This is a genomic window from Pseudonocardia sp. T1-2H (assembly GCF_038039215.1).
GTDB lineage: Bacteria > Actinomycetota > Actinomycetes > Mycobacteriales > Pseudonocardiaceae > Pseudonocardia.
On the sequence record NZ_JBBPCL010000001.1, the window covers coordinates 545,166 to 568,732 of the forward strand.

The window sequence follows — 23,567 nt, forward strand, 5'->3', positions numbered from 1 at the left end:
CGGCGAAGGGAACTCCTATGTCTCGGGTGGCCGCGATCGACTGCGGGACGAACTCGATCCGCCTCTTGATCGCGGACGTGACCACGAGCTTCGACGGCACTCCCCAGCTCCGCGATCTGCACCGGGAGATGCGGATCGTGCGCCTGGGCAAGGGCGTGGACGCCACGGGCGAGCTCGACCCGGAGGCGCTCGAGCGCACCCGCGTCGCGCTCGTCGACTACGCGGCGGCGATACGCCGCAAGGGCGTCGAGCGTATCCGGATGGTCGCGACGTCCGCGACGCGCGACGCGAGCAACCGCGAGGACTTCTTCGGGATGGTTCGGGACACCCTCGGGATCGACGCCGAGGTGATCAGCGGCGACGAGGAGGCCCGGCTGTCGTTCGAGGGTGCGGTCGGCGAGCTGGACCCGGACGACGGCCCGTTCGTGGTCGTGGACGTGGGCGGCGGGTCGACGGAGCTGGTCGTCGGCGAGCTGGTGGACGGCAAGGCGAGCGTGACGGCGGCGAAGTCCGTGGACGTCGGCAGCGTCCGGCTCACCGAGCGCTGCCTGCCCGGGGATCCGCCGAGCCCCGAGGATGTCGGCAAGGCCCGCGAGGTGGCCACCGGGATCCTCGACGAGGCCTTCGCCGCGGTGCCGGTCGAGGGCGTGAAGACCTGGGTCGGCGTGGCGGGGACGATCACCACGCTGTCCGGGATCGCGCAGGACCTGCCGGAGTACGACCCCGAGGCCGTGCACCTGTCGCGACTGAGCCGCGAGGACATCCACCGGGTCGCGCAGCAGCTCGTCACGTCGCCGAAGTCGGAGCGGGAGAAGCTCGGCGCCCTGCACCCGGGGCGGGTGGACGTGATCGCCGCGGGGGCGATCGTCGTCGAGGCGCTGGCGGACGAGCTGCACGAGCGCGCCGGGATCGACGAGATGGTCGTCAGCGAGCACGACATCCTGGACGGGATCGCCCGCTCGATCGCGGTCTGACGTGCCCCGGAAAGGGGCTTTCCCGCCGACACCGACCACGCTCGCCGAGCTCGACGCCCAGGTCACGCAGTGCCGCGCCTGCCCGCGGCTCGTGGCGTGGCGGGAGGCGGTGGCGAAGGCGAAGCGGGCCGCGTTCCGGGACTGGACCTACTGGGGACGCCCGGTGCCCGGCTTCGGCCCCGCGGACGCGTCGATGCTGATCGTCGGCCTGGCGCCGGCCGCGCACGGGGCCAACCGGACCGGCCGGATGTTCACCGGGGACCGCAGCGGGGACTTCCTCTACGCCGCGCTGCATGCCGTCGGGCTCGCCAACCAGCCCACCGCCGTCCACAAGGACGACGGGCTGGCCCTGCGGGGCACGAGGCTCACCTCGCCGGTGCGATGCGCCCCGCCCGCGAACAAGCCGACGACCGAGGAGCGGGACACCTGCCGGCACTGGCTCGACGCCGAGCTGGCCCTGCTCGCGCCGACGGTCCGGTCCGTCGTCGTGCTCGGGGGCTTCGGCTGGCAGTCCCTGCTCCCCGTCCTGGCCGGCCACGGCTGGGCCATCCCCAGACCGCGCCCGAAGTTCGGCCACGGCGCCCACGTCGAGCTGGCCGGACCCAGGCCGCTGCACCTGTTCGGCAGCTACCACGTGAGCCAGCAGAACACCTTCACCGGACGCCTGACCCCCGCGATGCTCGAGGATGTCCTGCGCGCCGCGGGTGTCGCCGCTGGCCTCCTGTAGCCGGTCTCACAGCGGTTCGACGCAGATCACGCGCGAACCGCCGGTTGGGGTTAGGTCCTCGGGGTACGAATGTCGGTATGGCGCATGGTCAGAAAATCGTCGTGGTCGGCGGCGGCTACGTCGGCATGTACACCGCTCTGCGGCTGCAGAAGAAGCTGCGCCGCGGCGAGGCCGACATCACCGTCGTCGACCCGCAGTCGCACATGACCTACCAGCCCTTCCTCCCCGAGGCGGCCGCCGGCTCCATCGAGCCGCGCCACGTCGTCGTCCCGCTGCACAAGGTCCTGCGCGGCTGCCACGTCCTGACCGGGCGGGTCAGCGCGATCAGCGACGCGGAGAGGAAGGTGACCGTCGAGACGGCCGCGGGGCACACCACCTCGCTCGACTACGACGTGCTCGTGGTCGCCCCGGGCTCCGTCGCGCGCACGCTGCCGGTGCCCGGGCTGCCCGAGCAGGGCATCGCGTTCAAGAACGTGGGCGAGGCCATCTACCTGCGCAACCACGTCCTCTCCCGGCTCGACGCCGCCGCCACCACGGACGACCCGGAGCTCCGCCGGCGGCTGCTCACGTTCATGGTCGTCGGCGGCGGCTACGCGGGCGTCGAGGCACTCGCCGAGCTCGCGGACATGGCCCGGTACGCCACGAAGTACTACGAGAGCATCGACGCCGAGGACCTGCGTTGGGTGCTCGTCGAGGCGATGAACCGGATCATGCCCGAGGTCGGGCCCAAGATGGGCGCGTACACCGTCGGGCGGCTGATCGACGCCGGCATCGAGGTCCTGCTCGAGACCCGGGTCGAGTCGATGGTCGGCGGGCACGTCGTGCTCAGCGACGGCACCGAGTTCGACGCCGACACGATCGTCTGGACCGCGGGCGTCAAGCCCAACCCGATGCTCGAGCAGACGGACCTCCCGCTCGGCCCGCGCGGCCACGTCCTGTGCACCGCGGACCTCGCGGTCGAGGGCAGGCCCGGCGTGTTCAGCGCCGGCGACTGTGCTTCGGTGCCGGACCTGTCGAAGGACGACCCGGAAGCGCGCACCAGCCCGTCCGCGCAGCACGCCGTGCGGCAGGCGAAGGTGCTGGCCGACAACATCGTCGCCCACCTGCGCGGCGGCGAGACCAAGCCCTACAAGCACAGCTACGCGGGATCGGTCGCGAGCCTGGGGCTCTACAAGGGCGTCGCGCAGATCTACGGCGTCAAGCTCCGGGGCTTCCCGGCGTGGTTCATGCACCGGACCTATCACGTCAGCCGGATGCCCACCTGGAACCGCCGCTTCCGGATCGTCATGGACTGGACGACGGCGCTGCTCATGGGCCGCGAGGTCGTCGCCCTCGGGCAGATCCACGAGCCGAAGGCGGAGTTCAGCCGGATCGCCTCGCCGAAGCCCGTCGCCCCGGCCGCCCCGGTCGCCGGCACGGACGCGGGCGAGCCGGTCAGGAAGAGCGCGTAGCGCCTGTGCGCGGTAATCGTCGCCAGGGCGACGATTACCGCGCACGAGTGCTGGAGGCGCGGCCTTCGAGGTAGCGACGCTCGGGCAGGCTGCTGGTCTGTCGGGCGGCGATCCGGTACTGCTCGCGGGCCGCATCCGGCTCGCCGGCCAGCTCCAGCAGGTGCGCCCGGACCGCCGCGACCCGGTGGTTCCCGGCCAACCGCTCGTCGTCGAGGGTCGTGAGCAGGTCCAGCCCCGCCCGCGGCCCGCACGCCATCCCCAGCGCGACCGCGTGGTTCAGCGTGTAGACGGGGTTCGGCGAGAGCTTCCCGAGCAGCTCGTAGAGCCCGACGATCTGCGCCCAGTCCGTCTCCTCCGCCGTGGCGGCCTCCGCGTGCAGCGCCCCGATCGCCGCCTGCAGCTTGTACGGGCCCAGTGCGCCCCGGGCCAGCGCCTCCTCGACGAGTGCGGTCCCCTCCGCGATCGAGGTCGCGTCCCACAAGCTCCGGTCCTGCTCCGCGAGCGGGACGAGATCGCCGTTCGGCCCCGTGCGCGACGGCCGGCGGGCGTCGGTGAGCAGCATGAGGGCGAGCAGGCCGGCGACCTCGCCGTCGTCCGGGAGCGTGCGGCGGAGCATGCGGGTCAGCCGGATCGCCTCGCCGGTCAGCTCGGTCCGCGCCAGGACCTGCCCGGACGACGCCGTGTAGCCCTCGTTGAACATCAGATAGAGGACGTGCCGGACGACGGCGAGGCGGTCCTCGACGTCGTCCGGGGTGCCGAACGTGGCACCGGCCGCCCTGATCGTCTTCTTGGCGCGGCTGATCCGCTGGGCCATCGTCGTCTCCGGGACGAGAAAGGCCGCGGCGATCTCCGCGGTGGTCAGGCCGCCGACCGCCCGCAGGGTCAGGGCCAGCTGCGACGGCGGGGACAGCGCGGGATGACAGCACAGGACGAGCAGGGACAGGGTGTCGTCCGACTGCGGGGACTCGATGCCGGAAAGGGGTTCCTCGAGGACGGCGGCACGTTCCTCGCGTCGTCGGCTCGCGTTCTCGCTGCGCACCGCGTCGACGAAGCGGCGGGCCGCGACCGTGACCAGCCAGCCGTGCGGGTTGTCCGGGACGCCCTCGCCCGGCCACTGCGCCGTCGCGGCCAGGAGTGCCTCCTGCACCGCGTCCTCGCACAGGTCGAACTGGCGGTAGCGGCGCACGAGCACCCCGAGGACCTGCGGCGCGAGTGTCGGCAGCAGGTCCTCGGTGCTCGTCACATCTCCTCGCCACTGATGTCGAGGATGGGCCGCACCTCCATCGCGGTGAACTTCGCGCTCGGCCAGCGGGCGGCGATCTCGACGGCGCGCGCCTCGGAGTCGCAGTCGACGATCAGGTAGCCGCCGAAGTGCTCCTTGGCCTCGGCGAGCGGACCGTCGGTGATCGCCGGGACGCCGTCGCGGACGCGGACGACCTTGCTGCTCGCCGGATCGGCAAGCGCGTCCGTGCTGACGAGTTCGCCGGACTCGGTGAGCTCGGCCATCAGCGCGTCCATCTCGGCCATCAGGGCGTCGCCGTCCGGCCCGAAGAAGACGGAGCGGGTTTCCGGGTTGTCGTAGATCATCAGCATGTACTTCATCGGGGCCCTCCAGCGAAGTGGATGATCAGGACAGGGGCGAGCAACTCGGGATCGATGTCGTGGCCGGGACAGCGCGGGATCTCCATGGCTTCCTCCTGGTCCGGGGTCGTCGGTGACCCCGTTCGCAGGCAGGTCGGAGCCAGCCTGGCGGCCTCGACACCCCACCACAAGATTCTTCGCCGAGTGTCGGGCGGCGAAGGGGCCGTCGCTAGGGTGGCGGGGTCGCCCCCGTAGCCCAACCGGCAGAGGCAGGCCCCTTAAAAGGGTCACAGTGTGGGTTCGAATCCCACCGGGGGCACCCCCGATCACCGGCCCGATCATGGCGCTGAGCTGCGAAGACGCTCACTCCTCACCTCCAGTGCTGTCCGGCTGTGTCCGGCGTGGACCGGCGTTCTCCGACTGATCACGCCCAATACGCGCCAAAGTTTCACCGCCGAGCGCGGCCGCGATCCGGCGGCGGGCGGCGTCCTCCTGGCCGGCCATGCACTTGGCGTAGATCTGCAGCTCCAGACCCGCACGCGATGCGGCAGGCTACCCCCGTGCTTGACCTCAGCCCTTGGCCCGGTCTCACGCTCGGGAACCGACTCGGCGGCGGTCACCGGAACGCTGTCTACGAGGTTGACGGGCCCACCCGACTCATCGCGCGTCGTAGCCTCCGGACGTCTGACGCACTGGCGTGGGAACTGGATCTGCTCGACTTCCTCGCCTCGTATGACTTCATCGTCCCGGCGACCGTACCGACCGTGGACGGTCGGCGATCTGTCGATGGAATCCTGGTCCAGACCTGGGTGGATGGCCACCCACCAGAGGGTGACGACTGGACGATCGTCGCCCGTGAACTGGTTCGGCTCCACAGGCTTACGGCTGGTTGGTCTACGCAGCGACCAGGGTTCTCCTCCACGCAAGACCTGCTGACCGAGCTATACGGCGGCGACGTCAACCTCCGCGTGATGCCGGCAGACGTAGTGCGGTTGTGCCGGCAAGCCTGGGGCGGCCTTCCCGACGTTCCGCTGGCCGTCATCCATGGGGACCCCGGTGGTGCCAACATCCGGATACAGAGCGGCCGGGTCGGCTTCATCGACTGGGACGAATCACGAATTGACCACCCGGACCTCGATCTCGTCGAGATCCCCGACGGACCACTCACCAGCCACCGCCTGACCATGGCCTTAGCCGCGATCGACGCGTGGGAAACAGCCTGCGGATGGGCCATCGAGCCCGCCTATGCACGGCAACGACTCGACAGCCTCCGGCAACGAGTAGGGAACTGAACACACCCGGGCTCCGCCCGGACCCGGCACCGCTCAGAGATCGGGGGAGTGCGGCGGAGGGTGGTGATCTCCTCACCCCCCACCCCTCGGCCCGGAAGGGTTGCACCCGCGCCGCGAGGAGATCACCACCAACACCCGGCGTGGGCGGGCAAGAACAGGCCGCGCGGACTATGCACGGGCGCAGGCGCTGTCGATACGAATCCGCCGCAGGTCAAGGCCAAGTTGACAGTCCACTGTAAATCCGTCGGCTCAGCCTACGAAGGTTCGAATCCTTCACCTGCCACACCCAGGGCGAACGGCCCCTGACCAGCGGAAACGCGGGTCAGGGGCCGTTCTGCTGTGTCCGGTGGCGTCCGGCGCCGTCCGGCCGTCCCCGGGTGGCTGTGCCAATGCGTGTCCAAGCGGGGTGACGGCCTCAGGGCAGGCCGAGCGCCAGCGCGACGCGGTTCCGGGCAGCCTCCTCCTGCCCGGAGATGCACTTGGCGTAGACCCGCAGCAGGACAGCCACACTGTGGCTGGCCCACTCCGCAACCTGCGTGGGAGGCACCCCCACGTTGAGCCACGTCGAGAGGGCCGCGTGGCGCAGGTCGTACGGCCGTCGCGCGAGCGGCGACGCCGCTTCGTCTGGAGTGAGTGCGCAAGACGCTGTCCGAGAGATCGCCGTGATGGCACCCGGCCGTCGGTCTAGCGGAGGAGCCGGGTGGCGACCTGGAGGTGGAACAGGGTGTCGCTATCTGTGAGGTCGACAGCGAGGAGCTGGCGGACGTGATGGAGCCGATTGCGAGCGGTCGTGGTGTCGATGCCGAGCGTTCGCGCGGTCCGCGGGCAGTCGCCCCAGTTGTCCAGGTATGCCCGCAGTGCAGCGACCAGATTGCTCCTGTGCTCGGCGTCGAAATCGAGCAGCGGGCCCAGCCAGTAGCGGATGTATGCGTCGATCTCGCTGTCGGACCGGCCGAGCGCGATCAGGCCGGGCAGGTCCACCACGGGCAGGCTCACCGGAGGCGCTCCCGGCGGTGGACGGTTCGGCTTGAGGTAATTGCGCTCAAAGTCGGGGTGGATTGCGAACAGCTCCCGCAGGTCGGCGGCGACGAGAGCGGCGCGCACGGGATGGTCGGGCGGGGCGATCAGACAGAGGGCGATGTGGGCATCCCCCGCCCATTGCGCGATGGTGGTGAGGGTCTGAGCGCCGGCGGACGTCAGCCTTGCGAGGTGGGTGAGGTCCAGTGCCAGCAGCCGCGGGGACGCGGCCAGCTGTTGCCTGGCCACGGCGCGGAGGCTGGGAGCCCCCCCGTTGGCGAGAGCGCCGAACAGCCGGAGCCGGCAGACCCCGTCGTCGGCCTGCTCCAGGGTGATGACGAACGGGTCGGCCGGTTCTGCGGTGTCGTGCGACCCGCGGGCCCGGTTGTTCGATTGGAGCAAGGCCGTTCCTCGGCTCAGCGACCCCGCGGGGTGCTGCCGGTGTCGCTTTGGCTCCCGATCCAGCGCCATCCCAAGGCCGCGCGACGTGCGCGGCCCGCCGCCGTCGAGACCAGCCGTTCCAGCGGTCCCTGGCCGAAGAAGTGGCGCCAGAGCACGGCGAAGCCGAGCGCGCCGGCCACGGACGTCAGGTAGAGCGCGAGCGGCTCGTCGCCCAGCACGCCGGCGCCCAGCACGAGCACGTGCGCGGAGTAGATGGTCAGGGTCATGGCGCCGGCCACGCCCACCGGCCACAGGACGCGGGCCGCAGCGCGGTGTCTGGTGATGAGCAGCACGGCGCCGATGACGGCCATCGCGACGCCGATGGTGTGGATCGCGTCGATCGGCGTTGCCGAGTGGTGGCTGCGCACCGCGAGCCACCACCACGTGTCCGTACGTTGCGCGTCCCAGAGGACCTCGTTCTGGATCGTCGCCGGATCCGCGTCGGGCCCGGCCGCGGCGATCAGCTGCTGCAGTCCGCCCAGCTTGAACAGCAGTAGCGATGATGCGACCCACGCGATCACAGCCAGCACGACGCCGCTGACCAGGAGCCGGGTGGCGACCCGGGTGGAGGACAGATCGAGCCGGCCGATCGCCATGCCCACGAAGATGTAGGCCATGTAGACGACCGCGGGGAAGTAGCCGGTGACGAAGAGTTGGAGGACGGAGCCTCCCGGATCGGTGAAGAGATCGGTGAACGTCAGGCTGCCGTCGGCGGGTTCCAGGCCGAGGCTGGTCGCCCACAACAGGAGGAGCGGGCCGATTACGGCCACCCCGGTGGCGACGAGGGCAAGCGTGCGTGGCCGGAGGCCGATGAACGGGATCGCGAGCAGGAAGAACAGGCCGTAGTACGGAAGGATCATGACCGGCCCCGAACCGTAGCCGATCGCAAGACCAATGGCGGCGATCAACAGGGCGCGCACGACGAGACTCACCACCGTGGCTCGGCGGTCACGGCCTTGCCTCGGGTGTCGGCCGCCGGTGATGAATGCCAGACTGATCCCCGCCACCATCACGAACAACGTGGCCGAGCGCCCGATCACGGTCATCCCGGCGAGCGTCGGTTGGCCGTTGTCGTCGACCGCGCCGATCGCCGCGTCCCAGATGTTCGCGGCGAGCATCGCGAGCAGCGCGACTCCGCGTGCGACGTCGACGCCCAGGAAGCGCTCCTTCATGGGCACGCTCGCCGCTGGCATGGTCGCTGCGTCACTCATGGGTCACCCCCGGCCACCAGCTCCGGCTGGCAGTGACGGTTCCCGGTACGCAGAGGGGCAGGGCATGAATCAACCTCGTTTCTCGGGGTAGGGCAGCCTGCGGAATTGGCCGACCTGACGCTGGTGCGGTCAGATCGATGCGAACAGCCCAGGTTGGACGTGCGTCAATGCATGCCCTGTCGCCCAGAGTTTGGATTTCGCTGGGCGATTGGCCGAGTTGTCCGTTATGCGAAGAACTGGCTTAGGATCCAGCGATCGAAGTCTGCTCCCCCGTAGGTGTGGTCACTGGGAGGTGGGTGTTGCATGCAACATTGATCAGGCTATGCCTCACCCGTTGTCCGGCGGCATTTGATCAGGCTGCCCGGTGCTCCGCCGGGTCCACGAGTGTAGGACCTCTTCAAGGTCCACATTGAGTGATGTCGGCGAGAATTGCTCGGGTCCACAGAACATGACTGTGTGAAGCTTCCAGGTGGACGAACGTGTTTTGTCACAAGGAGGATCGCGGGACTCTGATCGCTGCGCACGAGGGCATGTGAGGTCGCCGGTGCAAGCGGACTGGCCGGTCCCGCAGGTGGGCGTCACGGTCATGTTGACCGCGGATCGCGGAGGCCAGACGGACTGCCTGTGTGCTGAATACGCGCCGAAGTTTGGGCCAGCGTGATCATGAGGGCTGGGTACATCCAGGTCAGAGGCATGATCAAGCCGGAGGAGTGGCTCCCCTTAAAGGGTCACAGTGTGGGTTCGAATCCCACCGGGGGCACCCACACCGACCGGCCCGATCATGGCTCTGAGCTGCGGATCTCCTCAATCTTCGGCTTAGGCGCTGTCCGGCCGTGTCCGGTCGGGGCCGGTGTTCTCCGGCTGGCTGTGCCGAATACGTGCCGAAGTTCCGGCGCCGAGCGCGGCGGCGATGCATGATCGTCCCCATGCGGGCTCGACCAAGACGGCCATCAACTGCCCTGGTGATCGTCGGCCAGACTCAAATCAGCGCGCAGCGATGAATCCGGCCCTCCTCGTCGGTCGACCCAGGGGACACGCGGTCCAAGCGATCACTCAAGGAGGCACCATGCCCCGAACCCGGGTGCACAACCTGAACATCTCACTCGACGGCTACGCCGCCGGCGAGCATGTGACCGTCGACGCCCCGATCGGCGGTGCCGAGCGGCTCTTCGCAGGGTTCGACGGGCGATTCATCCACGGGATCGACAAGGCGGATGCGGCTGTCACACTGGACCGCGCCATGACCAGTATGTGGGGCCAGGGGATCGGCGCCGAGATCATGGGACGTCGCAAGTTCGCCCGCAGGTCGGCGACTGGCCCGACGACGGATGGCGGGGCTGGTGGGGCGACGAGCCACCCTTTCGTACACCCGTGTTCGTCATGACCCACCACCCACGTCCTCCGATCGACTTTCCCAATGGGACGAGCTTCCGCTTCGTCGACGGGCCAGCGCACGACGTGCTCCGCCTGGCTCAGGAGGCCGCCGACGGTCGCGACGTCCGCATCGGCGGGGGGCCCTCGACGGTCCGCCAGTTCCTTCAGGCCGACCTGGTCGACTTTATGCACCTGGTGATCGTGCCCATCACTCTTGGGCAGGGTGTATCCCTATGGGAAGGAGTAAGCAGCACCGAAGACCGCTTCACGGTCGAGTCGGTCGCCTCGCCGAGTGGCCTTATCCATCAGCTCTGGAACAAGAACTGACCCACGTCTGAGCTCGGCTGCCTCCGCGCGATGAGGAAGTCTCCGAACCCGCCAACTGCGATGCCTCCGGCGGCCGGGCTCCGCCCGAACCCGACACCGCTCAGAGATCAGGAGAAGGGCACCTGGGGCGGCGACCTCCTCCCAGCAGGGACGAGCCCGCGCCGCGAGGAGATCACCACCTAGCCCGAAGCGCGCGAGGAAGGCCCCCCGGAGTCGCCCGCGCCGAATGCGTGCCGAAGTTTGGGATGATCAAGCACGGGGAGCTGGAACGCGCAGGTCAGCGGCGGGTACGAGACGTCGTCGAGCTTCCCCTTAGAAGGGTCACAGTGTGGGTTCGAATCCCACCGGGGCACCTCCGCCGGATCGGCAAAATCGCCCCTGGCCAGGGGATTCGTGACCTGAGGGCGATCTTGCGGTGTCCGGTGCTGTCCGGCTGACGCGGGTGGTTGGCGGGTGGCTGCGCTGAATACAGGCTGAAGTTCTAGGTGTACGGGCCGGGGACGTTGGTTGAGAACCGCGCCCAGGTGTTCTCCAGCCTCGGCAACTGCAACGAAGCTGCGGGATCAAGACCTACGAGGCCAACCGCTCACCTGCGTTGCGACGTGACCTCGCGGGATCGGCAGCGCCGTCCCGTCTGGTTGATCTCCGCCCACACTGCATCGAGGGAAAGGCCGAGAACGTCGGCGATCGCAGCGATGGTCGGGAAGGCAGGGGTGGCTACGCGACCGGACTCGATCTTCCGAAGAGTCTCTGGCGAGACACCTGCGTCCAGTGCGGTGCCGAGCATCGAACGCTCCCCCTGGCTCGACGCAGGAGGGCGCCGAGGCGCTGCCCGCGCTCGACCTCTGCGGGAGTGAGCGGCAACCTGACCATGACACCAATTGTAGTACCGGGATAATATGGCCGGGATACTTATTGGCTGACCGAGTAAGGCGTCGCATGATCGAGATCCTGAACCCCACCGAACTGCCACGAGCCAGGCAGGCAGGCGCCCTGGTCGCCGACATCTTGCAGACGCTGAGGAGTCGCTGCGAGGTGGGCACGAACCTGCTGGACATCAACCTTTGGGCCCAGTCCATGATCACCGAGGCCGGAGCGCGGTCCTGTTACGTCGACTACGAGCCGTCCTTCGGACGCGGGCCGTTCGGCCACTACATCTGCACGTCGGTCAACGACGCCGTGCTCCACGGACTGCCCTACGACTACACGCTTGCCAACGGCGACCTGCTGACGCTCGACCTCGCCGTCTCCAAAGGCGGAGTCGTCGCTGACTCCGCCATCAGCTTCATCGTGGGCGGCTCGAACCCCCCGGAGAGCGTTGCGATGATCAGCGCGACCGAGCGCGCATTGAGCGCAGGGATTGCCGCGGCCGGACCAGGGGCTCGCATCGGTGACATCTCCCATGCCATCGGCTCGGTCCTCAGCGAGGCGGGATATCCGGTCAGCACCGAGTTTGGAGGTCATGGCGTCGGATCGACGATGCACCAGGACCCGCACGTCCCGAACACGGGGCGGCCCGGCCGCGGATACAGGCTGCGCCCTGGGCTGTTGCTGGCGTTGGAGCCATGGGTCATGGCGGACACCGCCGAGCTCGTCACCGATGCCGATGGCTGGACACTCCGAAGCGCGACAGGCTGCCGGACAGCGCACAGTGAGCACACGATCGCTATCACCAACGACGGATCCGAAGTTCTCACCTTGCCGAAGCAGGCGCAACCATGAGGTGACAGCCATCCGCGTTCCCCGCTCCCAGAAGTTCACCACCCATCGTCGTTCCGAATCTCGGCGTCGGCCGGGCGTCCGCGATCGGACGCGATCAGTGCGAACGTCGGCCATGATCACGATCGTCGACGCGCCCGACGTCGCCCTGTGGCATGGCTGGATCGACGGTCAGCGCAAGGCGAACGACGACGTGTCGCGCGAAGGCCGCCTTCGAGTGTCTGGGCCGATCCGACCGGTACGCCGTGATCCTGCCGCTGCTCGAGGCCTGCACACCAGCAGGCGCGCGAGGGCCCTGGCCCGCGAGGTCCGCGGCTGGCGGGTCAGGAGCAGGCCGCGCTCACCCGTCGAGCTCCGAGGTCGACGGCCCGTACTCCCGCAGCACCTGCGCCACCCGGACGCGGTAGTCCGAGTACCAGACGTCCCGCCCGCGGCGCTGGGCCACCAGATGTGCGGCGACGTCCTTCCAGGCGCGGGCCGCGTGCGCGTCCCGCCAGTAGGACACCGTGATGCTGACGCCCTCCCGTGCCGACTCGACCCCGAGATAGCCGGGCTGCTCCCGGGCCAGCGTGGCCATGGCGTCGGCCATCGCGGAGTAGCCGCGGTCCCCGTCGGACCGGAGCGACGTGAAGATCACCGCGACGTAAGGCGGCTCGGGCGTGGAGGCGAACACGGCGTCACCCTCGCCGGTCGACGGCCCTCACCGCCACCGGATTCGGGTGATCGGCGGCGGGTCGGGGTTACGCTGCGGAGATGACCCCCGAGGAGCTCGCGGACCTCGCGCACCTCCGCCGCGCCCGGGACCTCATGGACCGCGAGTACGCGAGTCCGCTCGACGTCCCGAGCCTCGCCCGGGAGGCGTTGATGTCGCCTGCGCACTTCTCCCGCAGATTCCGCGCCGCGTACGGGGAGACCCCCTACAGCTACCTGATGACGCGCCGGATCGAGCGGGCGAAGGCCCTGCTCCGGCGCGGCGACCTCACGGTCACCGAGGTCTGCATGGAGGTCGGCTGTACCTCGCTGGGCTCGTTCAGCTCACGGTTCACCGAGCTCGTCGGTGAGAGCCCGACGGCCTACCGTGCACGGGACCACAGCGCGGGCGCAGTCGTCCCGGCGTGCGTCGCCAAGGTCCACACGAGACCGAGCAGGAACGGAGAAGCCCGCCGGCTCGGCGCGCTCTAGCGTTCCCGTCATGAACCTCTCCCTCTCGCACACCACCATCCTCGTCCACGACCCCGACAAGGCCCTGGACTTCTACCGCGACGCCCTGGGCCTCGAGATGCGCAGCGACATCGCCAACGAGGGTTTCCGCTGGGTGACGCTCTCTCCGCCGTCGCAGCCGGAGATCGAGATCGTCCTCGCCGAGCCGCAGGCCGGCCGTCCGGCCGCCGACGGCGACGCCCTCCTCGGGCTCCTCACCAAGGGCTCGCTCAACGGCGTGATCTTCCGGACCGACGATCTCGACGCCACCTTCGAGAAGGTCCGGGCCTCGGGCGCGGAGGTGCTGCAGGAGCCGATGGCCCAGCCGTGGGGCGTGCGGGACTGCGCCTTCCGCGACCCCTCCGGCAACATGATCCGGATCAACCAGGCCTGATCGGGGCAGGTGATCGATCCGCGGGCGTGGCCGGGCCCGGCCGTGGTCGGCCCGGTGGCCGGCGGGCACCGGAGCGAGGTCGTCGAGATCGGGGCGACGGCGGGCTGGTCGCGCGGCGCAGCCGTCGCCCGCCGGAGGCGTTGGCAGGGGAGCTCGACCTCATGGACCTGCTCGCAGCACGGCGACCCGCGCGCGTCGACCATGCGGACCTCGATCTCGCCGCGGTCCCCGGGGCGCTCACCGGTGAGCGATCGCGGATCGCGACGACGGCGACCGACGCGTGGCGTGCGAGGCGAACGGGTGGCTCGTGGAACCCGAGTACGCGCGCGGGCGGCTCGCTAGATCGGCGGCAGGTCCGACTGCGCGATGACCACCAGCATCCCGGCGTCCGACCCTGCCGAGTGCTCCTCGCCCGGCTTCCACACCGCGGCCCGGCCGGCCTCGACGGGCTGCCGCACGTCGTCCGGGCCCGCGACCCAGCCCGCGCCCTCGACCACCGCGAAGAGCTGCCACTGCCGCGTCGGATGACGGCCGAGCGTCCCGCCCGGGGCGATGCGGGCGACGTGCAGGCTCGCCGCCCCGGAGGTCGCGTGCACCGGGAGCAGCCGCAGCATGTCGACGCCGGTGCTGCCGAACTGCTCGACGGCCCGGGACCGCAGGGTCACGATCTCCATCGATGCCTCCCGTCGCGGACGGGTCCAGTCCACCACGGCGGGGGCGTGGGGCCGGTACGGCGGCGCGATGCCCCAGCCCCAGCGCGGCACGGGCAGGCGGAGCTTCCGGCGGCCTGAACGCTCCCGTTCGGGCGGTTCCGCGCGCGGCCGGACCCGCGCGGAAGAACCCGGACCCGCGCGGATCGAGACGGGGGACAGGCGTCAGAGTGCGAGCGCGGCGCCGCGGCCCGCGGCCCGCCCGGAGAACAGACAGCCGCCGAGGAAGGTGCCCTCGAGCGAGCGGTACCCGTGCACGCCTCCGCCCCCGAACCCGGCGACCTCGCCGGCGGCGAACAGCCCGGGAACCGGTGTCCCGGCGGCGTCGAGCACCCGGCCGGAGAGGTCGGTCTGCAGGCCGCCGAGGGTCTTCCGGGTCAGCACGTGCAGTTTCACCGCGATCAGCGGGCCCGCCTTCGGGTCCAGGATCCGGTGCGGGGTCGCGGTGCGGCCGAGCCTGTCCCCGCGGTAGCGCCGGGCGTTGTGGATGGACATGACCTGCAGGTCCTTGGTGAAGGCGTTGTCCATCTCGCGGTCCCGCGCGACGATCTGCCGCTCGATCGTCGCCAGGTCCAGCGGCGCCTCGGGGGAGATCTTGTTCATCCCGTCGACGAGCTCCGCGAGCGTCCCGGCGACCACGAAGTCCTCGCCGCGCTCCTTGAACGCCTCGACGGGGGCGGGGGCGCCGGGGCGGATCCGGCCGAGCGTCGCGCGGATGTCCTTGCCGGTCAGGTCCGGGTTCTGCTCCGAGCCGGAAAGCGCGAACTCCTTCTCGATGATTCTCTGGGTGAGGATGAACCAGGAGTGGTCGAATCCGGTGTGGCGCAGCGTCTTCAGCGTCCCGAGCGTGTCGAAGCCGGGGAAGTTCGGGGCGGGCAGCCGGCGCCCGGCGCCGTCGAGCCAGATCGACGACGGGCCGGGCAGGATCCGGATGCCGTGCCGCTCCCAGACGGGGTCCCAGTTCCGGATGCCCTCGACGTAGTGCCACATCCGGTCCCGGTTCACGACCCGCCCGCCGGCGGCCTCGGTGATGCCGAGCATCCGGCCGTCGACGTGCGCGGGCACGCCGGTGATCATGTGCTCGGGCGGGGTGCCGAGCCGCTCCGGCCAGTTCGCGCGGACGAGGTCGTGGTTCGCGCCGATGCCGCCGGAGGTGACGACGACCGCCTGTGCGCGCAGCTCGAAGGCCCCGGTCTCCGTACGCGAGCTGGCCTCCCCGCGGGCGACCGCGCTGGGCTCCAGGACCACGCCCGTGACCCCGTCGATCACACCGTTCGTGCTGGTCAGAGCATCGACCCGATGGCGGGACCGGAGATCGACGAGGCCGGCCCGCTCGCCGTCGCGGACCTTCCTCGCGAACGGTTCGACGAGCCCGGGCCCGGTGCCCCAGGTGACGTGGAAACGTGGGACGGAGTTGCCGTGCCCGTCGGCGAGGTATCCGCCGCGCTCGGCCCAGCCGACCAGTGGGAACCAGCGCACGCCCAGGCCGTGCAGCCAGCTCCGCTTCTCGCCGGCGGCGAAGTGGACGTAGGCGGTGGCCCACTGGCGCGCCCAGAAGTCCTCGCCTCCCGGGTCGTCGACGCCGCGGTCGAACTCCGCGCTGCCCAGCCAGTCCTGCAGGGCGAGCTCGGGGGAGTCCTTGATACCCATGCGCCGCTGCTCGGGGGAGTCGACGAGGAAGAGGCCGCCGAAGGACCAGAATGCCTGGCCGCCGAGGCTCGCCTCCGGCTCCTGGTCGAGGAGGAGCACGCGCTTGCCCGCGGCGACGAGCTCGGCGGTGGCGACGAGACCGGCGAGCCCCGCCCCGACCACGATGACGTCGGCGTCCATGACGTCTCCTGTCCGTTTCGTCCTACTCTGGCACCGGTGCGGCCCACCGTCACCCGTGAGTTCGTTCGGTGACCGCGGTCTGCGGTACGAACGCGGCCCTGTCGTGGCGGCCTCGTACCACGGACGGCGATCAAGAGCTTGTCACCGGTGTGCGCAGAGCGGGCCGGTGACCGGCCGGCCGGGGTGCGCCGGTGTGCGCAGAGCAAGGGCCAAGCGGGAGGACCCGCGGGGGGCCCGGCAGCGGCGCGGCCGGCGAGAGCGCTACCGGGCGGGGCGTTCGGAGTCCGGCTTCGCGGAGAGCGGGCCCTTGGTGCGGCGCTGCAGCCAGCCCCGGCCCTGGTGCAGGGTTCGGCTGAAGGCGTTGGGGCCCCGGCGCTTCTCGATGAGGTCGCCGATCTTTCCGAGCAGCCAGCCGATCACCGGCGCCGCGACCGCCAGGATCAGCCACATACGGAACCGCTTGGACAGGAAAGCCCACATCGCCGTCGTCACCTCTCACCCGGGCCACCGGGGCGGCGACCGGCCGCGAGCGTAGCGACGTCGCGGTGATCGCGCTCCCGGAGCGCGCCCTGACCGGCCGGAACGAGTCACTCCGCGGCCCCGCGCTCGTTGCACCGGGTACGAGGGTCGCGGCGGTGTGGCCCGGGCGAGAGGACAGATGACATGCCGAACCTCGGTGGGTGGGAGATCGTCATCCTCGTGGGGGTGTTGCTCCTGCTGTTCGGCGCGAAGCGGCTGCCCACCATGGCGCGCTCCGTCGGGCAGTCCGCCCGGATCTTCAAGGGCGAGATGAAGGGCCTGCGGGACGAGCCCGCCACGGCGGCGCCCGCCCCTGAGCGGGAGTACACGCCCACGGCCGTGCTGCCGGCCGTCGCGGAGGCCCCCCGCACCCCGTGACCCCCACCGCCCGAGCGGCAACGGAACGGGCCGGCACCCTCGGGTGCCGGCCCGTTCTCGTGTGCGGGGACTCCATCTTCGCGGCGGCGCTCTTGATCGCCTCGCGGACGCGGAAGTAGCTGCCGCAGCGGCAGACGTTCTCGATCGCGTCGATGTCGGCGTCGATCGGGTCGGGTACACGCTCGAGCGCGAATCGGGCGAAACGCCCAGCAGATGCGGCGGTTCGTCGCGGCGAGCGGGGGCACGTGGGGGAGGCGGCATCCACTCCCCGTACTCGCGGACCGTGACGGAAGGCACCTTCGCCAGTCCTCCGGGGTCTCGTCCTGTGCGGAGAGCCGCGGCGGCGGGGTGACGAGCGCTACCCTCGTACCTGTGGCGGGTGACCGTCCCCTCCTGCTCGGCGTGCTGACGTATCTGGGGATCGCCGTCGCACCGACGCTCTTCCTCTGGGCCGCGGTGCGGTTGGGGCCTGCGCTCTTCGACCTTCTCGCCGGTGCCGCTTCGATGCGCCGCCGCCGCGGCCCGCAGCCCGTCGGCCCGTCGCTGGAATCCCTGGTGGTGGACCTGCGACGGCTCCGCGCCGAGGTTCGGGGCCCCGGACCGCCCACGCAGGTCAGGCGAGTCGCGCTGCTCGCCGCGTACGACGACGTCCTGCTCGACGTGTGCCGGGCGGCCGACGTCGGGTCCTCGCTCGCGGAGGCGCCGCCGGGAGAGCGGCCGTACGCCCGGTTGCTCACCGAGGCCGCGATCGAGGAGGCCGGAATCGCCCTCGACCCGCCGTACGAGGGCCCGGCCGCGGCATGATCCCGGACGGTGCTCGTGCGCGTCCACCCCCTCTTCTGCAGGGATGGGTAAAGTCGCCTTTACCCGAGCGGGAACGCCGCAGCCCCACCGCGCGTTCTACCGATCAGAAGCTCGCACCACCGAGTAGTTCGAGGAGGACCCAGGTGCGCACCAGCAGCAACCCGGCGTTCCGCAACCTGTCCAGCGGACAGGGCGGCGGCTACGCCACGTTCGACCGCCAGGGCGGTGGTCTCATGGGCGGCGGCGCCGCCTATGCCGACGCCCAGGCCTCGCAGGTCGGATACGGGCGCGCCGGGTCCGGTGAACGCCCGATCACGATCGACGACGTCGTCCAGAAGACCGCGATCACCGCGGGCGCCGCGCTCGTCGCCGGTGTACTGACCGCGGTCAGCGGCGCGTACTTCCTGGCGCTGCCGGCGTTCATCGTCGGCTTCGTCGTGTCGCTCATCGTCATCTTCAAGCAGAGCTCGAACCCGGCGCTGGTGCTGACCTACTCGGTCGCCATGGGCGTCGCGCTCGGCGGGGTCAGCGGCCTGTTCAACGACATCTACCCGGGCATCGCGCTGCAGGCCATCATCGGTACCGCGGGCGTGTTCGTCGGCATGCTGGTCCTCTACAAGACCGGGGCCGTGAAGGTCACGCCGAAGTTCACCAAGTGGCTGATGGGCGCCCTGATCGGCGTCACCGTCCTGATGCTGTTCAACCTCGTGATGAGCCTGTTCGGGGTCAACACGGGGCTGCGCGACGGCGGTCCGATCGCCATCATCTTCAGCCTCGTCGTGATCGGTGTGGCGGCGTTCAGCTTGATGCTCGACTTCGACCAGGCGACCCAGGCCATCAGGGCCGGCGCCCCGGCGAAGTTCGCCTGGTACATCTCCTTCGGGCTGATGACCACGCTGGTCTGGCTCTACATCGAGATCCTGCGCCTGCTGAGCTACCTGCGGCAGGACTGAACACCCCTGCACGACGACGGCCCCTCCCGCTCCGGGAGGGGCCGTTTCGCGTGCAGGGGATCAGCTCAGGCGCTCGACCACCAGAGCCATGCCCTGGCCGCCGCCGACGCACATGGTCTCCAGGCCGATGCTCTTGTCCCGGCTGCGCAGGCCGTTGAGCAGGGTGGTGGTGATCCGGGCGCCGGTCATGCCGAACGGGTGCCCGACGGCGATGGCGCCGCCGTGGACGTTGAGCTTGTCGTCGTCGAACGGGTCGATGCCGAGGTCCCGGGCGGACGGGATGACCTGCGCGGCGAAGGCCTCGTTGATCTCGACGAGGTCGACGTCGTCGATGGTCATGCCGGCACGGGCCAGCGCCTGGCGCGACGCCTCGACGGGGCCGAGGCCCATGATCTCCGGGGAGAGCCCGGTGACGCCGGTGGAGATGATCCGGGCGAGCGGGGTGATGCCCAGGTCCTTCGCCTTGCTGTCGGACATGATCACCAGGGCGGCGGCGCCGTCGTTGAGCGGGCAGCAGTTGCCGGCGGTGATCAGCCCGTCGGGCCGGAAGACCGGCTTGAGCTGCGAGACCGCGTCGTAGGTGACGCCGGCGCGAGGGCCGTCGTCGGTGTCGGCGACGCTGCCGTCGGGCAGGGTGACCGGGGTGATCTCGCGGGCGAAGAAGCCGTCGGAGATCGCCTTCTCGGCCAGGTTCTGCGAGCGGACGCCGAAGCGGTCCATGTCCTCGCGGGTGACGCCCTTCGCCCGGGCGAGGTTCTCCGCGGTCTGGCCCATCGCGATGTAGGCGTCGGGCAGCAGGCCGTCCTGGCGCGGGTCGGTCCAGGTGTCGGTCCCGGACTCGGCGGTGGCGACCGTGCGGGCCTCCGCGTCGGCGAAGAGCGGATTGTGCGTGTCCGGCAGCGAGTCGGAGTTGCCCTTGACGAACCGGGACACGGCCTCGACGCCGGCGGAGATGAACACGTCGCCCTCGCCGGCCTTGATGGCGTGCAGGGCCATCCGCGTGGTCTGCACCGACGAGGAGCAGTACCGGGTGATCGTGGTCCCGGGCAGCGTGTCGTAGCCGAGGAGGACGGCGACGATGCGCCCCAGGTTGTGGCCCTGCTCGCCGCCGGGCAGGCCGCAGCCGAGCATCAGGTCGTCGATCTCGGACGGGGCGAGCTGGGGGACCTGGGCCAGGGCGGCGCGCACCATCTGGGCCGTCAGGTCGTCCGGCCGCATCTCGGCCAGGGAACCCTTGCGGGCCCGGCCGATCGGGGACCGGGCCGCTGCGACGATCACTGCCTCGGGCATCGCTGCTCCTTGGGTCGAAAGGTTGTCGTCGGTGACGTTACCCATCGGTACGGAACGGCCCGACCGGGCACCGGGCCGGACTGCTCACACACTGTCGCACCGTGGTGCTCCGAACGCTGCGCGCCGAGGACCTTTTGTCGTATGGGAAGGCCATCTCGTCGACGGCGGGTGAGGTTTTGATAACGATCCACCGTTATGGCCGGATTGACCGGTTGTGGCTTCCCCCGCACCCGCACGCTCCCTCACACGCCCGTGGTGGCGCAGATCGGGCGCGGCCGCCGCTCTCGTCGCCCTGCTCCTGCTCGGGGCCTCGGGCTACGAGGCCGTCACGTACGTCGCCTTCCGGGCCGCGCCGCCCGCCGACGCGACCGTCCTCGTCGAGACCGACCGTGCCGTGAACTCGTTCCCGGGCCTCGCCTCCGTCGGTGCCGGCGTCGACGGCCTCGACCAGGGTGAGATCGACCGGGTGTGGACCCCCGACAACATCGACGCGATGCGCTCGGCCGGCTACGGCCCGATCAGCTTCCGGCTGCGCACCGAGCTCGGCGTCAAGGCGTGGCACTGGAACGAGGAGGGTGCCTTCAGCGACGCCGCGCGGCAGCAGGGCTACTGGACGTCGTCGGACGTGGTCCGCAAGGACGCCGGGGTCTCCCACGGCTACCACCTCCCGCGCCGCGGCAACACGATCGACCAGGCCAACAACGACGGCTGGTCCCGGCTCGACGACGGCGACACCGGGACGTTCTGGAAGAGCAACCCGTACCTCGACCCCCACTTCACCGGGGGTTCGGACCTCGCCCAGTGGATCATGATCGCGCTTCCGCAGGCGCTCCCGGTCGACACGGTGCGGATCGCCTGGGCGGACCCGTACGCCACGAGCTTCCGCGTCCAGTACTGGACCGGCGCGGACGCCATCCACCCCGCCGAGGCCGGTGACTGGAAGGACTTCCCGAGCGGGGTGCACGCCGGGACGCCGGGCACGCAGACCCTCCGGGTGGCCGCAGCGCCGATCGAGGCCCAGCAGATCCGGATCCTCATGCGGAGCGGCTCCGGCACCGCCGCCCCCGGATCCACCGATGTCCGCGACGGCCTCGGGGTCGCCGTCCGCGAGATCTCCGCCGGCTACACCGGGCCCGGGGGCTTCGTCGACCACGTCGAGCACGTGCCGTCCCAGCAGCAGACCAGGATGTACACGTCGTCGACCGACCCGTGGCACCGCGCGTCGGACCTGGACCCGAACTACGAGCACGCCAGCTTCGAGCGGACCTTCGCCAGCGGGCTCACCGGCGGCCGCCCGATGATGGTCCCGGTCCCCGTGCTCTACGGGATCCCGGAGGACGCCGCCGCCCTGCTGCGCTACCTGCGGGGGCGCGGTTTCCCCGTCGAGCAGGTCGAGATGGGGGAGGAGCCGGACGGGCAGCTCGCCGAACCGGAGCACTACGCCGAGCTGTACAGACAGGTGGGACGCGCGCTGAAGGCCGTCGACCCGGCGATCGAGCTGGGCGGGCCCGGGTACCAGACCGTCCTCCCGGACTGGATCCACTGGCCGGACGAGAAGGGGGTCAAGTCCTACACCGGGCGCTTCGTCTCCTACCTGCGCGAGCACGACGCCCTGGAGCTCTTCGACTTCTTCTCCTTCGAGTGGTACCCGTTCGACGACGTGTGCGCCGACCCCGCGGTGCCGCTGGCCCAGCACCCGACCCTGCTCAAGGACATCGTGCGCCGCCAGGAGGAGGCGGGGCTGCCGCCCGAGGTCCCCAAGGTGATCACCGAGTACGGCTACTCGTCGTTCGCGGGGCAGGTGGAGCTCGAGATGCCGGGGTCGATCGTGAACGCCGAGACCGCGGCCCAGTTCCTGGCCCTCGGCGGCGACACCAGCTACTTCTACGGGCTCGAGCCGAACTGGGTCTTCCAGGAGGACGAGGGCAAGCCCTGCGACACGTGGGGCAACCTCATGCTGTTCCAGTACTACGACGACTTCCGGATCCGGCCCATCGCGACCCTGCATGCCTCGCAGCTGGTGACCGGGCAGTGGATCCAGGCCGGCGACGGCCGTCACGACGTGCACGCCGCCACGACCGACCTGCGCTCGGCGGACGGACACCCGATGGTCACCGCCTACGGCCTCCGCCGGCCCGACGGCCGCCTCTCCGTCCTGCTGTTCAACAAGGACCCCGCGCGAACGGTCACCGTCGCGCTGCGGACCGGATCGGCCGCCGCGAACGCCCCGCTCGCCGGGGAGCTCGAGCTGTTCAGCTACTCCGGGGAGCAGTGGGACTGGTACCCGGAGGGCGGAGAGACCAACGGCGGGTTCCCGGAGAAGAACGATCCGCCCGCCCGGACGGTCGTCGACGCGCGCGACGACGGCCGGGTGACGCTGCCGCCGTACTCGATCTCCGTGGTCCGTACGGAACCCGAGCGTTCCTGGTGGGAGCGGGCCACCGCGGTGACGTGCTGACGTTTCGTGGGAAACCCTGACGAGCTCGGTCAGGGAACTGCGCCACGGTGGCCACCATGACCTCCTGGAAGCAGATCGAGGCCGACGAGCCCGAGCTCGCCGCCCGCGTCCGCCGGGTCGAGCGCGCGTGAGCCCGTCCCTGCAACATTGCCGTGACGGACGGAGGTACCGGGAAGGCCGGACTGCCTACTCTTCCGGCGGCTCCAGCCACTTCCGCAGCTTCTGCAGCGCGCGGTGCTGGGCCACCCGCACGGCCCCCGGCGTCGAGCCCACGGCCTGCGCGGTCTCCTCGGCGGTGAGCTGGCCGATCACCCGGAGTGTGATGATCTCCCGCTGCTGCTCCGGCAGGCGGTCCACCAGCGCCATCAGGTCCCCGAACGCCGAGGAGTCGAGGACCTGCTGCTCGGGGCCGCCCGTGGCGTCCACCCGCTCGGGCACCTCGTCCGTCGGGTCCGAACGGTCCCGACCGGCCGAGCGGAAGGCGTCGACGACCTTGTTGCGGGCGATCCCGTACGCGAACGGCATGAACGGGGTGTCCATCTCCCGGAACCGCGGCAGGGCCCGGCAGATCGCGAACGCGACGTCCTGCGCGACGTCCTCGGCGGACTGCAGCCCGACCCGCCGGCCGCCCAGCCGGGCCCGGCAGTAGCGGACGAGCAGGGGCGAACACCGGCGGAGCAGCTGGTCGAGGGCGGCCCGGTCGCCGGCGCCGGCGGCGCGGGCGAGGGCGGTGAGCTCGGCGTCGGTGGGCGAGGCGACGGCCGGCGCCTGGTCGGATCCGAGCAGGTCGTCCGGGGTGGGGGCCGCCTCGGACGGGGCCGGCTCGACCGGGGCCGGACCGGACGGAGCCCCCTCGGACCGGTCCGGGTCGGACGGGCCGGGGTCGGACGGGTCCGGATCGTGCTCACCGCGCACCC

General features: G+C 70.7%; 24 protein-coding genes, 1 tRNA gene and 2 pseudogenes. 14 read left to right on the forward strand and 13 right to left on the reverse strand.

Features of this window, described 5'->3' with window-relative positions:
* Positions 1–17: 17 nt before the first annotated feature.
* The 3 genes from WBK50_RS02720 to WBK50_RS02730 all read left to right on the forward strand — a co-directional run bounded on the left by WBK50_RS02720 (position 18) and on the right by WBK50_RS02730 (position 3,152).
* Positions 18–974, forward strand: a complete 957-nt coding sequence (locus WBK50_RS02720) for a Ppx/GppA phosphatase family protein (protein ID WP_341334074.1) — start codon at positions 18–20, stop codon at positions 972–974.
* Position 975: 1 nt separating this feature from the next.
* Positions 976–1,701, forward strand: coding sequence for a uracil-DNA glycosylase (locus WBK50_RS02725; RefSeq protein ID WP_341334075.1), 726 nt, complete (start codon positions 976–978; stop codon positions 1,699–1,701).
* A gap of 77 nt (positions 1,702–1,778) precedes the next feature.
* A complete protein-coding gene (locus WBK50_RS02730; RefSeq protein ID WP_341334076.1) occupies positions 1,779–3,152 on the forward strand; it encodes an NAD(P)/FAD-dependent oxidoreductase in 1,374 nt (457 codons plus the stop codon).
* 34 nt (positions 3,153–3,186) lie between these two features.
* On the opposite strand, the gene WBK50_RS02735 is transcribed toward WBK50_RS02730, so the two are convergent.
* Both WBK50_RS02735 and WBK50_RS02740 read right to left on the reverse strand, forming a co-directional pair.
* Positions 3,187–4,395 carry an RNA polymerase sigma factor gene (locus tag WBK50_RS02735; RefSeq protein ID WP_341334077.1) on the reverse strand — a complete coding sequence of 403 codons (1,209 nt, stop codon included), beginning with the start codon at positions 4,393–4,395 and terminating at the stop codon, positions 3,187–3,189.
* On the reverse strand, positions 4,392–4,754 hold the full coding sequence (locus WBK50_RS02740; RefSeq protein WP_341334078.1) for a YciI family protein: 363 nt from the start codon (positions 4,752–4,754) through the stop codon (positions 4,392–4,394). The genes WBK50_RS02735 and WBK50_RS02740 overlap by 4 nt, the downstream gene beginning before the upstream one ends.
* A gap of 224 nt (positions 4,755–4,978) precedes the next feature.
* On the opposite strand from WBK50_RS02740, the gene WBK50_RS02745 reads away from it, so the two are divergent.
* Together WBK50_RS02745 and WBK50_RS02750 are read left to right on the forward strand one after the other, a co-directional pair.
* Positions 4,979–5,052, forward strand: a tRNA-Leu gene (locus WBK50_RS02745).
* A 241-nt stretch (positions 5,053–5,293) separates the two neighbouring features.
* Entirely contained in the window at positions 5,294–6,025 is a 732-nt protein-coding gene (locus WBK50_RS02750) for a phosphotransferase (protein WP_341334079.1), read from the forward strand.
* Between the two features lie 415 nt (positions 6,026–6,440).
* Here the strand turns inward: WBK50_RS02750 and WBK50_RS34905 are convergent, their stop codons facing one another.
* The 3 genes from WBK50_RS34905 to WBK50_RS02765 form a co-directional block, all read right to left on the reverse strand.
* Complete coding sequence (locus tag WBK50_RS34905; RefSeq protein WP_445942214.1) at positions 6,441–6,572, reverse strand: hypothetical protein; 132 nt, start codon at positions 6,570–6,572, stop codon at positions 6,441–6,443.
* A 137-nt stretch (positions 6,573–6,709) separates the two neighbouring features.
* Entirely contained in the window at positions 6,710–7,444 is a 735-nt protein-coding gene (locus WBK50_RS02760) for a helix-turn-helix domain-containing protein (protein WP_341334080.1), read from the reverse strand.
* Positions 7,445–7,458: 14 nt separating this feature from the next.
* Positions 7,459–8,694 carry a heparan-alpha-glucosaminide N-acetyltransferase domain-containing protein gene (locus tag WBK50_RS02765; RefSeq protein ID WP_341334081.1) on the reverse strand — a complete coding sequence of 412 codons (1,236 nt, stop codon included), beginning with the start codon at positions 8,692–8,694 and terminating at the stop codon, positions 7,459–7,461.
* A 1,081-nt stretch (positions 8,695–9,775) separates the two neighbouring features.
* On the opposite strand from WBK50_RS02765, the gene WBK50_RS02770 reads away from it, so the two are divergent.
* Together WBK50_RS02770 and WBK50_RS02775 are read left to right on the forward strand one after the other, a co-directional pair.
* The gene (locus WBK50_RS02770; protein ID WP_341334082.1) at positions 9,776–10,078 is read left to right on the forward strand and encodes a hypothetical protein; all 303 of its coding nucleotides are present in this window, start codon (positions 9,776–9,778) and stop codon (positions 10,076–10,078) included.
* Entirely contained in the window at positions 10,075–10,395 is a 321-nt protein-coding gene (locus WBK50_RS02775; RefSeq protein ID WP_341339270.1) for a dihydrofolate reductase family protein, read from the forward strand. The genes WBK50_RS02770 and WBK50_RS02775 overlap by 4 nt, the downstream gene beginning before the upstream one ends.
* 586 nt (positions 10,396–10,981) lie before the next feature.
* Here the strand turns inward: WBK50_RS02775 and WBK50_RS02780 are convergent.
* A pseudogene (locus WBK50_RS02780) lies at positions 10,982–11,268 on the reverse strand (helix-turn-helix domain-containing protein).
* 66 nt (positions 11,269–11,334) lie between these two features.
* Between WBK50_RS02780 and map the strand changes: the two are divergent.
* On the forward strand, positions 11,335–12,117 hold the full coding sequence (gene map / locus WBK50_RS02785; RefSeq protein ID WP_341334083.1) for a type I methionyl aminopeptidase: 783 nt from the start codon (positions 11,335–11,337) through the stop codon (positions 12,115–12,117).
* Between the two features lie 337 nt (positions 12,118–12,454).
* Here map and WBK50_RS02790 read toward each other — a convergent pair whose 3' ends face one another.
* Positions 12,455–12,787 carry an antibiotic biosynthesis monooxygenase family protein gene (locus WBK50_RS02790; RefSeq protein WP_341334084.1) on the reverse strand — a complete coding sequence of 111 codons (333 nt, stop codon included), beginning with the start codon at positions 12,785–12,787 and terminating at the stop codon, positions 12,455–12,457.
* Between the two features lie 80 nt (positions 12,788–12,867).
* On the opposite strand from WBK50_RS02790, the gene WBK50_RS02795 reads away from it, so the two are divergent.
* Positions 12,868–13,296, forward strand: a complete 429-nt coding sequence (locus WBK50_RS02795) for a helix-turn-helix transcriptional regulator (RefSeq protein WP_341334085.1) — start codon at positions 12,868–12,870, stop codon at positions 13,294–13,296.
* Positions 13,297–13,306: 10 nt separating this feature from the next.
* The gene (locus WBK50_RS02800) at positions 13,307–13,708 is read left to right on the forward strand and encodes a VOC family protein (protein ID WP_341334086.1); all 402 of its coding nucleotides are present in this window, start codon (positions 13,307–13,309) and stop codon (positions 13,706–13,708) included.
* A 338-nt stretch (positions 13,709–14,046) separates the two neighbouring features.
* Here the strand turns inward: WBK50_RS02800 and WBK50_RS02805 are convergent, their stop codons facing one another.
* The 3 genes from WBK50_RS02805 to WBK50_RS02815 form a co-directional block, all read right to left on the reverse strand.
* Complete coding sequence (locus WBK50_RS02805) at positions 14,047–14,382, reverse strand: cupin domain-containing protein (RefSeq protein WP_341334087.1); 336 nt, start codon at positions 14,380–14,382, stop codon at positions 14,047–14,049.
* 201 nt (positions 14,383–14,583) lie between these two features.
* Positions 14,584–16,248, reverse strand: a complete 1,665-nt coding sequence (locus WBK50_RS02810; protein WP_341334088.1) for an FAD-binding dehydrogenase — start codon at positions 16,246–16,248, stop codon at positions 14,584–14,586.
* Between the two features lie 261 nt (positions 16,249–16,509).
* On the reverse strand, positions 16,510–16,728 hold the full coding sequence (locus WBK50_RS02815) for a hypothetical protein (RefSeq protein ID WP_341334089.1): 219 nt from the start codon (positions 16,726–16,728) through the stop codon (positions 16,510–16,512).
* Positions 16,729–16,911: 183 nt separating this feature from the next.
* On the opposite strand from WBK50_RS02815, the gene tatA reads away from it, so the two are divergent.
* Positions 16,912–17,145 (forward strand): Sec-independent protein translocase subunit TatA, encoded by a 234-nt coding sequence (tatA, locus tag WBK50_RS02820; protein WP_341334090.1) that lies wholly within the window; start codon positions 16,912–16,914, stop codon positions 17,143–17,145.
* Positions 17,146–17,218: 73 nt separating this feature from the next.
* Here tatA and WBK50_RS02825 read toward each other — a convergent pair.
* A pseudogene (locus WBK50_RS02825) lies at positions 17,219–17,314 on the reverse strand ((2Fe-2S)-binding protein); the annotation flags it as partial.
* A 203-nt stretch (positions 17,315–17,517) separates the two neighbouring features.
* On the opposite strand from WBK50_RS02825, the gene WBK50_RS02830 reads away from it, so the two are divergent.
* Both WBK50_RS02830 and WBK50_RS02835 read left to right on the forward strand, forming a co-directional pair.
* Positions 17,518–17,949, forward strand: a complete 432-nt coding sequence (locus WBK50_RS02830) for a hypothetical protein (RefSeq protein WP_341334091.1) — start codon at positions 17,518–17,520, stop codon at positions 17,947–17,949.
* Between the two features lie 143 nt (positions 17,950–18,092).
* A complete protein-coding gene (locus tag WBK50_RS02835; protein ID WP_341334092.1) occupies positions 18,093–18,902 on the forward strand; it encodes a Bax inhibitor-1/YccA family protein in 810 nt (269 codons plus the stop codon).
* A 60-nt stretch (positions 18,903–18,962) separates the two neighbouring features.
* Here WBK50_RS02835 and WBK50_RS02840 read toward each other — a convergent pair whose 3' ends face one another.
* A complete protein-coding gene (locus WBK50_RS02840; RefSeq protein WP_341334093.1) occupies positions 18,963–20,192 on the reverse strand; it encodes an acetyl-CoA C-acetyltransferase in 1,230 nt (409 codons plus the stop codon).
* Between the two features lie 214 nt (positions 20,193–20,406).
* Between WBK50_RS02840 and WBK50_RS02845 the strand changes: the two genes are divergently transcribed.
* Entirely contained in the window at positions 20,407–22,650 is a 2,244-nt protein-coding gene (locus tag WBK50_RS02845; protein WP_341334094.1) for a discoidin domain-containing protein, read from the forward strand.
* A gap of 186 nt (positions 22,651–22,836) precedes the next feature.
* On the opposite strand, the gene shbA is transcribed toward WBK50_RS02845, so the two are convergent.
* Positions 22,837–23,565: an RNA polymerase sigma factor ShbA gene (shbA, locus tag WBK50_RS02850; protein ID WP_341334095.1), complete on the reverse strand. Its 729-nt coding sequence runs from the start codon at positions 23,563–23,565 to the stop codon at positions 22,837–22,839.
* Positions 23,566–23,567 lie beyond the last annotated feature (2 nt).